The sequence below is a fragment of the Photobacterium carnosum genome (genome assembly GCF_002849605.1).
Taxonomy (GTDB): domain Bacteria; phylum Pseudomonadota; class Gammaproteobacteria; order Enterobacterales; family Vibrionaceae; genus Photobacterium; species Photobacterium carnosum.
This window is the reverse complement of record NZ_NPIB01000022.1, coordinates 14,713-28,140: the sequence shown is the minus strand read 5'-3', so window position 1 is coordinate 28,140 and position 13,428 is coordinate 14,713. Positions and strand designations below refer to the sequence as shown.

9 protein-coding genes are annotated in these 13,428 nt (G+C 41.5%); 3 read left to right on the top strand and 6 right to left on the bottom strand.

Annotated elements, in window-relative coordinates:
• Positions 1 to 10: 10 nt before the first annotated feature.
• Positions 11 to 700, bottom strand: coding sequence for an alpha/beta family hydrolase (locus tag CIK00_RS15720; RefSeq protein ID WP_193435479.1), 690 nt, complete (start codon positions 698 to 700; stop codon positions 11 to 13).
• Positions 681 to 1,601 (bottom strand): transcriptional regulator GcvA, encoded by a 921-nt coding sequence (locus CIK00_RS15715; protein ID WP_101769614.1) that lies wholly within the window; start codon positions 1,599 to 1,601, stop codon positions 681 to 683. Before CIK00_RS15715 ends, CIK00_RS15720 begins: the two co-directional genes overlap by 20 nt.
• Before the next feature lie 365 nt (positions 1,602 to 1,966).
• On the opposite strand from CIK00_RS15715, the gene csdA reads away from it, so the two are divergent.
• Together csdA and csdE are read left to right on the top strand one after the other, a co-directional pair.
• Positions 1,967 to 3,187 carry a cysteine desulfurase CsdA gene (gene csdA, locus CIK00_RS15710; RefSeq protein WP_101769613.1) on the top strand — a complete coding sequence of 407 codons (1,221 nt, stop codon included), beginning with the start codon at positions 1,967 to 1,969 and terminating at the stop codon, positions 3,185 to 3,187.
• A gap of 20 nt (positions 3,188 to 3,207) precedes the next feature.
• Complete coding sequence (csdE, locus tag CIK00_RS15705) at positions 3,208 to 3,645, top strand: cysteine desulfurase sulfur acceptor subunit CsdE (RefSeq protein ID WP_101769612.1); 438 nt, start codon at positions 3,208 to 3,210, stop codon at positions 3,643 to 3,645.
• A 101-nt stretch (positions 3,646 to 3,746) separates the two neighbouring features.
• Here the strand turns inward: csdE and tcdA are convergent, their stop codons facing one another.
• Together tcdA and mltA are read right to left on the bottom strand one after the other, a co-directional pair.
• Positions 3,747 to 4,556 (bottom strand): tRNA cyclic N6-threonylcarbamoyladenosine(37) synthase TcdA, encoded by an 810-nt coding sequence (gene tcdA, locus CIK00_RS15700; protein WP_045037489.1) that lies wholly within the window; start codon positions 4,554 to 4,556, stop codon positions 3,747 to 3,749.
• Positions 4,557 to 4,673: 117 nt separating this feature from the next.
• Entirely contained in the window at positions 4,674 to 5,807 is a 1,134-nt protein-coding gene (gene mltA / locus CIK00_RS15695; RefSeq protein ID WP_101769611.1) for a murein transglycosylase A, read from the bottom strand.
• Between the two features lie 394 nt (positions 5,808 to 6,201).
• Here mltA and argA point away from each other — a divergent pair, with 394 nt between their 5' ends.
• On the top strand, positions 6,202 to 7,539 hold the full coding sequence (gene argA / locus CIK00_RS15690) for an amino-acid N-acetyltransferase (protein ID WP_101769610.1): 1,338 nt from the start codon (positions 6,202 to 6,204) through the stop codon (positions 7,537 to 7,539).
• A 74-nt stretch (positions 7,540 to 7,613) separates the two neighbouring features.
• Here the strand turns inward: argA and recD are convergent, their stop codons facing one another.
• On the bottom strand, positions 7,614 to 9,680 hold the full coding sequence (gene recD, locus CIK00_RS15685; RefSeq protein ID WP_101769609.1) for an exodeoxyribonuclease V subunit alpha: 2,067 nt from the start codon (positions 9,678 to 9,680) through the stop codon (positions 7,614 to 7,616).
• Positions 9,673 to 13,293, bottom strand: coding sequence for an exodeoxyribonuclease V subunit beta (gene recB / locus CIK00_RS15680; protein ID WP_167388571.1), 3,621 nt, complete (start codon positions 13,291 to 13,293; stop codon positions 9,673 to 9,675). Before recB ends, recD begins: the two co-directional genes overlap by 8 nt.
• Positions 13,294 to 13,428 lie beyond the last annotated feature (135 nt).

Genomic DNA, 13,428 nt, shown 5'->3' with positions numbered 1-13,428 from the left:
AGTACAACCCTTACTCTGCATCTTCACTATTAACACAATTTTTAATAAAAGCCGCCAATGCCTCAATTGCTATTGTGATATTTTCAGCTTCAGTATGACCCGATGCTTTTCGCGGTTTAAAGCCGTGATCACCATCAGCTAAAAACTGGTAACTCACCTGCGCAGAAAAAGGCCATTGTTCAACTTCACTACGCACCCCAAAGGTATCGCGTTCACCTTGTAAAATAAGGGTAGGTACGGTAATTATTGCTAAATGATCGCCGCGATAATTTTCAGGCTTTGCTGGCGGATGAAACGGAAAACCTAGACAAGCAACACCGCGTACTTTTGCGGCGCAATTACTAACCATTGGCGTGTCGGCTGCAATACCAGTCACCATCAAACTCGCCATTCGCCCCCCCATCGATTTACCACCAATGACTAACTTACCATTATCAAATTGTTCAATATGGTTTTGAAAATCGAGTAATAATTTAGGCTGACGATCAGGTGGACGCTTTTTACCGTCTTCAGCACGCTTAATCATATAGGGGAAATTAAACCGTACCACTTGAATATTATGTAGTGCCAATCCCTGCGCAACGGTGGTCATAAATGCATGATCCATCCCAGCACCAGCACCATGGGCAAATAAAAACGTCGCTACAGCATGTTCAGCATCAGGGCCATCAATCAGATATTCACACTTCTTCAATGACATCCGGCATATCCTTTTGCTCTTTACGAGCTTTATTTAAAATCCAATCACGGAAAATTTGAATACGTCCGGTATCTGCTTGTTTTTCCTGACACACAAAATAAAACGCATTTTTACTGACAATGATTTCATCAAACGGACACACTAACCGCCCAGCTTCTAACTCTGGTTGAGCCAATACATTATTACCTAATGCAATACCTTGGCCGTGAGCCGCTGCCTGCAATACCATCGTCGAATGACTAAAGATCGGTCCTTGATTCACATTAACGTCTTTCACATCATAATGACGAACATAGTTTTTCCACTCTTTACGGGAAGTATCATGCAGCAAAGTGTGTAATTTTAAATCCTCAATAGTGCGTAACGGTTTCGTCCCAACCAATAACATTGGTGAACATACCGGCATCATAAATTCTTGATATAATTTATCAGCACGTAAGCCGGACCAATTACCACGACCATAATAAATTGCCACATCAACATCATCTGTCAATGAACCTTCATCAAGATCAACAGCTTTAATACGAACGTCTATTTCAGGGTGTTGCTCATTAAAGTCGGTTAATCTAGGAACCAACCATTGAATAGCAAAACTAGGAGGTAAACTAATGGTTAATGCACCTTTAGAGCCTCTTTCAAGCACCTTATCCGTCGCATCTGAAATTGATGAAAAGACATCTTTAATATCAAGAAAGTAGCTTTGTCCTTCTTCAGTCAATAACAATGAACGGTTGCGACGACGGAATAATTTTAACCCAAGAAATTCTTCTAAGGCTTTAATTTGATGGCTAACTGCGGCTTGAGTAACAAAAAGTTCTTCAGCGGCACGAGTGAAACTTAAATGCCTTGCAGCAGCTTCAAACACCTTCAATGAGTTGAGTGGGGGTAAACGTCTTGACATACTTTTCGAGGCTCTCTAATGCATTAGTTTTTTTCATCTCAAACATTATAAATTGTCCATTGTTTAAGTGCTATATAAACCCTATTATTCGTTCCGTAATATTAATGAACATTTTGTGTTTTGCCCTCTGGCTAACCGCTGAATTAATATTACGATGTTGTGTTTGCATATTGTCCGGATCCTGCCGGATCGGTAGTTATCTACCTCTTTACTTCCTGTATTTTGACCAATAGGTTGAAGTAATTTTTAGCACTGCGCCCCAACGCAGTGCTATTTTTTTATTTATCAAAAATCATCGCAACACTTGCTCTTCTTTGCATTTATTAGCATCATCAATAATCCAAATTTCTGTAATGTGACCTGCTATGACCATACCATTCGATATCAAACAAATTCAAACCCAATTCCCAGCACTGCAACATTCAGATGTCGCACCGCGAGCGGTTTATTTAGACAGTGCAGCAACAACTCAAAAGCCTGCGATTGTTATCGATACGCTAAGTCACTATTACCGTGGTTATAATGCCAATGTACACCGAGGTAGCCATAGTTTAACGGCGAATGCGACCTTTGCTTTTGAACAAGCACGAGCAACAGTACAACACTTTATTGGTGCTGCCAGTCCTAAAGAAATCATTTGGACTCGTGGTGCAACCGAAGCATTAAATCTCATTGCACAAACCTATGCCCGCTCTAATTTGCAAGTAGGCGATGAAATTTTAGTCAGTGAGCTTGAACACCATGCCAATATCGTACCTTGGCAAATGGTTGCTGAACAAACCGGGGCTAAAGTCGTTAAAATTCCAATGCGTAAAGATTGCACATTAGATATTGATGCTTATCTGCGTTTATTGTCGAATAAAACCAAAATTGTCGCTGTTGCTCATATCACGAATGTTACCGGAACTCGAAATCCAATTGAATCAATGATAGCTGCAGCTCACCAATATGGCGCAGTGGTCGTGGTTGATGGCGCACAAGGGATCGTCCATGAACGCATTGATGTTCAAGCACTTGATGCCGATTTCTATGTGTTCTCGGGCCATAAGATTTATGCGCCAACGGGTATTGGTGCGCTCTATGGTAAGCAAGCACTGCTTGAAGCGATGCCCCCATGGCACGGCGGTGGTAAAATGGTCGATAAGGTATCATTTGCTGGTACCAGCTATGCAGGTTTACCCGGGAAATTTGAAGCAGGCACACCCAATGTTGCGGGTAGCTTAGCGCTTGCAGCAGCCATTGACTGGTTACAAAATATCGACCATCAAGGCGCAGAACAACACATTGCCGATTTACGTCAACAAGCCTTGGACGGGATTCAGAATATTAATGGACTGCGTATTATTGGTCTTCAACCTAATGCGAGCTTATTTTCTTTTGTGGTTGATGGCGTTCATCATCAAGATATAGCCACACTGCTAGATCAACAACAGATTGCCCTGCGTGCTGGTCATCATTGCGCTCATCCAATGCTTGATGCACTAGGCTTAACAGGAACATTACGGGTATCATTAGCACTTTATAATGATCAACAAGATGTGGCGCGATTTATTGCAGCACTGCATAAAGCCTGTGATTTATTATAGTTACAGCCAAGGAAAACAACATGACCACCACTATAACACTCCCTCAGCACCCTTTTGGCTCTGAGATCACGACCACTGATATCATTGCCCAAATGCAAATCGCAATGGGGTGGGAAGATCGCTATCGTAACGTTATTCAACTCGGTAAAAAACTACCACAACTGGATGATAGCTATAAGCAAGATCAACTTAAAATCAGCGGCTGTGAATCACAAGTGTGGTTACATCATCAAGTTGTTAATAATCACTATTACTTTATCGCTGATTCAGATGCGCGAATCGTGCGTGGTTTAATTACCTTAGTGCTAGCCGCTTATAATGGTAAAACAGCCGCTGAAATTAACGCTTTTGATATCGATGCCTACTTTGATAGTTTAGGCTTAATGGCCCATCTTAGCCCTTCGCGTGGCAACGGTTTAAAAGCGATTGTTGAACAAATAAAACAACTTGCGCACTAATAATTCATCGAATTAACGCCTATTCCTATCGGCTAGATACAAAAAAGCGGATCCCAATGATGATCCGCTTTTTACTCTTCATTACTGTTTAGGCGACATCTTTATTGACGATGCTTTTCAATCAGCTTCTTAATAATATGAGCCACAGCGACAAAACCAAAGCTTGCCGTCACAACGGTTGCAGCACCAAAGCCACTGGCACAATCCATTCGTTTAGGTCCTTCCGCCGTCGCTTTTACCGCACACACAGAACCATCAGCTTGTGGATATTTCAAATGCTCAGTGGAATAAACACAATCAATCCCAAATTTACGCTTAGCATTTTTAGTGAAATTATGATGATGACGCAATGTTTCACGCAATTTTCTAGCCAATGGATCTTGGATCGTTTTGGTTAAATCTGTCACTTGAATTTGAGTTGGATCCGTTTGTCCACCAGCACCACCAATCGTGATTACTTTTATTTTATTACTTTTACAATACGCCAATAGTGATGCTTTTGCTTTAAGGCTATCAATCGCATCTAATACATAATCAAATTCTTTTGATAAATACTGCGCTTGATTTTCAGGACTAATAAAATCATCAATTAAATTAACTTTACAGTCAGGGTTAATCAATTGAATACGCGCAGCCATTACTTCAATTTTACTTTGACCAATAGTGCCTGTCATTGCATGAATTTGACGGTTGATATTAGTTACACAAACATCATCCATATCAATTAAGGTTAATTCACCCACGCCAGATCGTGCTAACGCTTCTGCTGCCCATGAGCCAACACCGCCAATACCAATCACACATACATGTGCAGCGCGAAGAATTTCAACTTCACTGTTGCCATATAAACGACGAGTGCCGCCAAAACGTTGATTATAACTATCGGATGCTGGGGTATCTAATTCACGCATACTGGTTCTACACTGCTTGAGATGGATAAATAAAGAGTGCGTTTTTATACGCACTCTCAAAACAATTGTCCAGTCAGACCAAAAAGATCACAACCGTGATCTCAACGACCATAACTATTATCGTGGCATTAACCATGGATCTTGAGTTGCTGTACCTTTAAGACCTAAACGCCATACGCGGCCAAAATGCTTATAGTGACCAGCATCAGTACCCGCTTGCTTACCTTTACCATGGTATAAATCAAGATGATTACGCTTCACCGCACCACCAGTATCTAATGCTAATAATAATCGAAGTACATGTTTACCGGTCCAGTTACCTTTAGCATCTAATTGTGGTACTTCCGCTAATAACACTGATCCCATTGGAATGTATTTACGATCCGCAGCTACTGCTGCATTCGCTAACAGTGGAATACCCGCACTGCCTTTCACATCTAATGTTTTACGTGGCGAGAAGAACACATATGATGGATTTTGCTCTAATAATTCACGTACTTCACTTTCACTGTGATTAGCCACCCAGTTTTGAATCGCTTGCAGTGACATCTTCGCTTTAGACACTTCACCACGATCAATCAATACGCGACCAATACTGACATAACGATGACCATTTTTACCCGCATAACCAAAATATTGCAGTTGGTTATTATCTTTAAAATGAACAAAACCACTGCCTTGTACTTCCATCATAAATACATCAAGCATCGATTTACTGTAACCCAACACTAATCCTTTACCCGCCAACGCACCATCATAGATTTGCTCGCGTGAAGGACAACGACCTTTGCAGGTTGGCATTGCATAAATTGGGTAACGATAGGCACCCATTGGTTTATGGCGCAATTCAATAACTGGAGAATAATAACCAGTAAACATCACATTGCCTTCGCCATTAGCACCCCCCATTTGTGCCGCTTGGATGCCGTATTTAGCTAACGTGCTTGGATTACCACTGTGCTTTGCCCAATTTTCTACTTGGTTATACAAAGGTTCAAATTTACGCGCCATTGATGACGAACGAGAGGTGACCATTTTTGCTTGTGGGGCAAAGGTACTGTAATCATGGGGTTTATTTGATTCAATTTGTGAAACTTTATTTAACACATGATCAAAATGCTGACCTAAATATTGGTGTGCTAACGGATTACCAACTGCCGCTAAGCTCGATTTTTCCGTTGTCGTACTTTCTGGAGATGAACATCCCACCAAGCTAAAAAGAATAATTGCAACTGTTGCTTTACGTAACACGATAGATAAACCTATAAAAGTTTTATAAAAATGAAAAAGAGATAGCTCGCCTACTTTTATAAAAGCAGCAAACGGATGCCAATACTAACAAACGCCATCTGAAAATAAGTAATTATTTAAAAAAATCTTGAATAAATGATATAACACCATTAAAAGATCTAAGACTAATAGGCAGTAACAAAAGTTCCATTGAATGAATTAAATATACTATTCGTATAAACCTCCATCCAACAACTCACACGACAAACCGTTAAGCATAAATACCTTCGATAGCTAAAATGAATATTTACGCACCGATAATGATTATTACTAATTTCGTCAAAATCACATTTAAATGCTGCGGAAACCACATAATTGATTTAATTTATTGGTTATAAATTAAACATAGATATGGATATCGCTTGTGAATACACGTAAGACCCCTTTAGTTAAAGGATTTCGTCAGTCAGCCCCGTATTTAAATGCTCATGTCGGTAAAACCATGGTGATCATGGTCGGAGGTAAAGCCATTGCTGATCCCAACTTTGCCAACATTGTGAGTGATATAGCATTACTACACAGTTTGGGTATTCATATTGTGATGGTGTATGGCGCTCGACCACAAATAACCACCCTCTTAGAACAGCAACATTATGATAGCCCTTATCACAAAGGCATCAGAATTACCGATACACATAGCCTCGAAATCGCTAAACAAGCCGCAGGACAACTCCAACTTGATATCACAGCTCGCTTTTCAATGGGACTTAATAATACCCCAATGGCTGGATCACAAATTAATGTCATTAGTGGTAACTTTATTATTGCCCAACCATTAGGCATCGATGACGGGATTGATTTTTGTCATAGCGGTAAAATTCGTCGAATTAATAGCACCGCCATAGCCAACCAATTAAAACAAGGCTCAATCGTATTACTCGGCCCAATTGCCAGCTCTGTCACTGGTGAATGTTTTAATCTCACCTCAGAAGAAATTGCCACACAAGTCGCGATTCGATTACAAGCAGATAAATTAATTGGCTTTTGTTCAGAACAAGGGGTCATTGATAACAACAATGACATCATCTCAGAATTATTACCCCATGATGCAGAGCAGGTATTGCAACAGCTGATCGATAATGACGAGCAACAAAGTGGCACTGGCCGTTTTCTTCGCGGCGCGATTACCGCTTGCCATGCTGGCGTACCTCGCAGCCATTTATTGAGCTATAAACAAGATGGCGCACTGATTCAAGAACTGTTTTCGCTCGATGGAATTGGCACTCAGATTGTAATGTCAAACGCAGAGAAAATACGTCGCGCTGATATTAATGATATTGGTGGGATTTTAGATTTGATTCAACCGTTAGAAGCAGAAGGAATTTTAGTTCGCCGTTCACGAGAACAATTAGAACGTGAAATTACCCTTTTCAGTGTAATTGAACTTGATAACCTTATTATTGGTTGTGCTGCGCTGTATCCCTATCCAGATGAAAAAATGGCAGAGATGGCATGTGTTGCTATTCATCCGGATTTTAGAGATGGTGATCGCGGAGTATTGTTACTCAATAAACTATGCCAACAAGCTCGCGATACTGGTCTTGATAAAATATTTGTTCTTACAACCCGTAGTGTACATTGGTTTCGTGAACAGGGATTTTATGAATGTGATATCGAGCAATTGCCGATGATAAAAAAAGATCTCTATAATTATCAACGTCGATCTAAAATACTCATAATGCTAATCCGTTAAACCAAAAACGATACCTAAATAACACAATGCCAGCACTGATGCTGGCATTGTTCACTCAAAGATAACCAATAACATTACACTAATAGTTGTGTTAACCCGCTGGCACGTTCAGTTCGTACTTGAACACTCTTGGTAATAATGTCCATCGGTGCATACAAGTACAGCCGCGACTTAGCACGCGTGATACCAGTATAAATTAATTCACGGGTTAATATTGGTGTGTATTCCGCAGGTAATACCATGACTGTATCCGCAAATTCCGAACCTTGTGATTTATGGATCGTCATGGCATACACTACTTCATGCTCAGGAATACGACTCGGTAAAATTCCGCGAACAGTGCCATCTGGCATTTCAAAATACACCCGTAATCGACGCCGACCACCATCAGAATCACCCTCAGGTTCTAACATCGTCATACCAATATCACCGTTAAATAACCCTAATGCGTGATCATTACGCGTGATCATAATCGGACGTCCGACATACCAGGTTTCATCATTGGGTGAAATGCGACCACGATGAGTCAATTCTTTTTCAATCCGTTGATTTAAGCCAACAACCCCAAAATCTCCTTCACGTAAGGCACATAATAATCTGACATTCGCAAAGGCTTTTAATACTTCAGCCGGCGTTTTATCGATTTTTATCGCATCTAAATAATCAAGATAAAACGTCACCACTTGATTAATCATCGAGACATAAGTTTCAGCACCTAAAGGGGAATGATGAATATCTTTAAATCCTTGCTGAAAGACCTTATTTACCTGTGCAGGTTTACCTAGATTAATCGCTTTAGCTAATTGTCCAATACCCGATAATGCATGGAAACGGTAACTCTTTTGTAGCATGCATAAACAGTCAGTCACCACACTTAAACCGATATTATTTGAATGTAAATCAAACCCAGTCAACTGACTTAATAACTGCCCTTGCTGAGCGCTGTAACCTTGAGTTGCAAAGGAACAGATATCACCTAACACCGCCCCCGCTTCAACGGAGGCTAATTGATCTCGGTCACCCAATAAAATCAATTTAGCCCCTTGTGGCATTGCATCTAATAATCGCGCCATCATCGGCAAATCGACCATTGAGGCTTCATCAACCACCAGTACATCAAGGTGCAACGGATTATCTTTATGATGCCTAAATTCAACCCGATTTGGAATCGAACCTAATAAACGGTGTAATGTACTTGATTGGGTCGGAATTAAATCTTTAATCGCCTGCGGTACGGCTAATGATTTGATAGCAGTACCAATAGATTCCGTTAAACGCGCCGCCGCCTTACCTGTCGGTGCCACCAGCATAATATTCGGTTTATGTTCACCATTAGCTTGCATCACCAACGCCGCCAATAATTTAGCTACAGTGGTGGTTTTACCTGTACCCGGCCCGCCCGAGATCACTGCAAACTGACGTGTTAGTGCCATTGCTGCGGCTACTTTTTGCCAATTTAAGCAGTTCGTCGTTGGCACCAAACTATCTAATAGTTGTAAATCTGTTATTTGCTGCGCTTGTTGTAATACGCTATCAATCGCCATCCAATCAAGCTGCTGTGGTGTAACAATATTCAAATAATCACAGGTTATTTGCTGGCGTTGTTTAACGTCAGTCACACCTTGCAGCGCATGGTATAAATGCCCATAGCTTGGCTGAAACAAATCATTCAACGCTTGATGCATCAAACTCAATTGTTGGTCTTGCCACTGGGTGACTTGGCCGTAATTAGTCGCCATATCCACAATCCGCTTTGCAACCGTTTGTTCAAATTGCCAATAACGATTGAGGTATAAACGACCATGATCAAACACCAAAGGACTCGCTTGTAAACCTTGTGATTGAACATTAGCTACCACATCAAATTGTGATAATAATGGTGCCCATTGGGTTAATTCAGGTAAGCCATCAACTAACGCTACCGATAATCGGCTTGATAAACCAAATAAGTGCTGCACGCGCAATTGATCTAATTGAATACAAACATGGCCTTTGCCTAATTCATAACTCACTAATGCAGCCATTAGTGCTGCCAAATCCTGTTGCGATTGCGGACTGTGTAGCGCCACAAATTTAGCAAACTGATAATCAAGCTGACGTAAGCCACCTTGTTTAGTCAGTGTTTGTAAACGCTTAAGCATGTGATAACACTCCTTTCATGAGTAAATCCAATTCATCAAGTAATTGTTCACTTGGGCGCGCATAAAAAATACCACTATCACTCCCCGCCTGAATACCGCGTAAAAACAAGTAATACACCCCACCAAAATGGGTCTCATAGCTGTAATTAGGTATACGACTGCGCAGAAAACGTTGTAATGCCAGAGCATAGATTTGATATTGCAAATCATAACGGTGTTCACGCATCGCGGTTTTCAATTGCTCACCTCGATACACTTGTGGATCATCACCTAAATAATTTGATTTCCAGTCTAAAACGTAATATTTACCTTGATGCTCAAACACTAAATCGATAAAACCTTTTAGCATTCCACTCACGGTTGCAAAGCCTAACTCACCCGCTTTAGCTGACAACGGATCATGTTTTGCAATCACCTTGTTGAGTGCCACTGCTTGTAGGATCTCAATCGGCAATAAAAATTCCATTTCCGTTAATCGTTGCGACGCTGTTTTATCCACCAACCGCAATGCATCACCATCAAGCGCACAAGTTAATACATCCTGAATTAGCTGCTGCAACACAGGTAACCACGCTAATTCATAATTTTCTAATTGCAATAATTCCGTTAATTTCGCGACCGTTTCAGGGCAATCAACCGCAGCGGTAAAATCAATTTCTTCAAACACGGTATGCAAAAAGGTACCGGGACGCGCACCACGAGGAAAAGTATAAATCGAGTATTGTGGCTCTAATTCCAACTCATTATCATCGATGTCTTCTGTCACATTTTGCACCGAATCAATATCAAACCCGGGTAAATCTAGACTGCTATCATGAGCCGTTTGATGACCTTGCTTAACCAAATTAGAATAACTGGTCATCCACCAATTACGCTCTAATGAGGCAGAGAACGACCGTTTAACCAAGGCTTCAGTTACTTCCACCGGTGGTTGCCATGGCACATCACTTAATTGCGGCGGTTCAGTCACAGTGATTGCCCCTTGCGCCTCACACAATTTAACTAAGGCTAATTCAAGTGCAGCGACACCGCCCGCCTCACCATTCTGTATTAAATGTCCCATTGCTGAGCGATGTAAGCCAGTTGGCTCTTTGGTGCTACGGCCATTACGAATCGGAGCCATACCAACATAACAACCATAAACAGCACGGGTTAGCGCCACATAAATTAAGCGTAGATCTTCGGCTAATCGTTCTAGATCGGCTTTTTCGATTGCGGGCGCTTGTTTAGCAATATCAAGTACCGTGATGTTATCCACTTCATCGTGATATTTAACTTCACCTTTACTATCGACCTCACGGTAACTGCACACAAACGGCATAAAGACTAAATTATATTCCAAGCCTTTTGATTTATGGATAGTAACGATCTTCACCAAATTACGTTCTGATTCTAACCGCATCACTTGATCATCGGCATTGCCGTTTGGCTCAGCAACATGTTCAGCTAACCAGCGCAACAGTGCATAATCACTGTCTAATGTTTGACTCGCCTGTTGCAGTAATTCACCAATATGCAGCAAATCAGTCAACTTACGCTCACCGCCATCTTCGGCTAATAATCGCTCTGCAATTTGATTTTTTGCCATCACACTGCGCAACATCGGCATCACACCGCGTTTTTGCCACTGTTGGCGATATTGCTTAAAACTATTAACTGCAATTTCCCACTCATTCTCATCATTATTGAGTTGATCAAGTTCAATTGCAGTGCGCGCAAACAGCCCTGAGGCTAACGCCGCGCGTAATATACGATCATCTTCAGGGGTTAATACTGCTTGTAATAAACGCTGAATATCGGCCGCTTCTGGGGTTGAAAACACACTGTCACGGTTAGATAAATAAACACTGGCAATGCCTTGTTTAGATAATGCTTCACGGACTAAGCGCCCTTCAGTACCCGTACGCACCAACACCGCTATATCTCCCGCTTCAATACTATGCTGTTGTTCTTTATCTAAGAAATACGCTTGTTGTTGCTGCGATTGAGTCAAAATATGTTGAATTTGTGCCGCAGTGGAAGCAGCCATTGTCGCTTGATAATTACCTTTGGTTATCGGCTTACCATCTAGGCTATCTTGTAACCAAAACGTCAATGCATGTTGTGCCTCACCCTCTAACCACCAGCTACGTTGAGCGGCGTTAGGGCTATGATCAACCGCTAAAAATTCAATATCTTGATCATAAATAAATGGGCTTTGCGGTCGTTGGAATACCGCGTTAACGGCTGCAATCATATTAGCTGTCGAGCGCCAGTTAGTGGCTAATGTATAGTGATCGGCGACTTGGCGACGCGCTTGAATATACGTAAAAATATCAGCGCCACGGAACGCATAAATAGCCTGCTTAGGATCACCGATCATAAACAAGCCGCATTCAGGGTGATGACGATAAACATCACTAAAAATACCGTATTGCAGTGGATCGGTATCTTGGAATTCATCAATCATCGCCACTGGATATTGAGCACGAATTTTACTTGCGAGTAGATCATCAACATCATTATCAATCGCAGCGCCTAACTGCGTCAGCAAGTCATCAAACGATAACCATCCTTTACGCGCTTTAGCGTCAGCCAATAATTGACGACAATGCTCAATCGCATGGGCTAATAATGGTTCACGTAAATTAGCAGGATGATCTAATAATTCAGCAATGGCATTAAAAACCGCATGCTCAGGCGCATCACCTTTGGCGGTTTTTTCAATTAATGTCTGCTGATGGAAGCGAATCAAATTATCAGGCAATTCATAACCAACGGTGGATTGCGCTGCCCATGCACTGACTTGCTCAATCCAATTGGGTAAACTTTTTTTTGTATAACTGCGTTTATTGATTCCAGAATTGGCAATTAAGGCTTCAAGATCCGCTTGATGCTGACGCCACAACGCTTTTACTTCATCAATCCGCACAATATTTTGCTGGTGTAATTGTTCTAACGATTCGGTCATCGCAGCCACTGACAATCGTACTGGCGCACCGGTTAAACTATTGCCAATTTCTTTCAATAATGCCGTGGGCGATGACCAAATTTCACGCACTTCATGGGCTAACGCTGGCGGTAAATGATAAAAACTACTACGCCAATAATCCGCCACCACAATATTTTTAAGCTGGCTTTCATCGGTCACAAATTCATTATTAAAACGGCTACCCGATTCAAACGCATTTTGAGTAAGCATTCGCTGACAGAAACCATGGATAGTATAAATCGCCGCTTCATCCATCTGCCGTTCGGCTTGCAATAAAAGGGTTGCGGCTAATTTATGATCTGGATATTCATTTAATAACGGCTCAATAACAGGATCGTGACTAATACCACGACTAAACGCTAACCGCGCATCATGAATACGGGCACGAATACGATCGCGTAATTCTGCCGTCGCCGCTTCAGTAAAGGTTACAACTAAAATTTGATCAACCGTCAACTGCTGTTGATGACGAGTGTCCTCATTACCGTGCGCTAGCAATAACCGTAAATACAAACTCGCGATAGTAAATGTCTTACCGGTGCCCGCTGACGCCTCGATCAAACGCGTGCCATGCAATGGAAACGTCATTGGTTGCAGAATATTCGTTAGTACGTCATCCGTTGTTAGTACTTCAGTCGCCATTATGTCACTCATCCCATGGTTGCTATATGTAACAACAGCACCAGCCCGATAATTTTTAATGTCAGTGATCGGGCTAGTTATTATGTGACCCAACACTTATAAGTAAATATTGGCACCTAATATTCTATTGTGTTC

Coding starts and splice junctions, on each gene's coding strand:
- CIK00_RS15720 (WP_193435479.1), bottom strand. CDS start 700: ATGTCATTGAAGAAGTGTGAATATCTGATTGATGGCCCTGATGCTGAA.
- CIK00_RS15715 (WP_101769614.1), bottom strand. CDS start 1,601: ATGTCAAGACGTTTACCCCCACTCAACTCATTGAAGGTGTTTGAAGCT.
- csdA (WP_101769613.1), top strand. CDS start 1,967: ATGACCATACCATTCGATATCAAACAAATTCAAACCCAATTCCCAGCA.
- csdE (WP_101769612.1), top strand. CDS start 3,208: ATGACCACCACTATAACACTCCCTCAGCACCCTTTTGGCTCTGAGATC.
- tcdA (WP_045037489.1), bottom strand. CDS start 4,556: ATGCGTGAATTAGATACCCCAGCATCCGATAGTTATAATCAACGTTTT.
- recD (WP_101769609.1), bottom strand. CDS start 9,680: ATGCTTAAGCGTTTACAAACACTGACTAAACAAGGTGGCTTACGTCAG.
- recB (WP_167388571.1), bottom strand. CDS start 13,293: ATGGCGACTGAAGTACTAACAACGGATGACGTACTAACGAATATTCTG.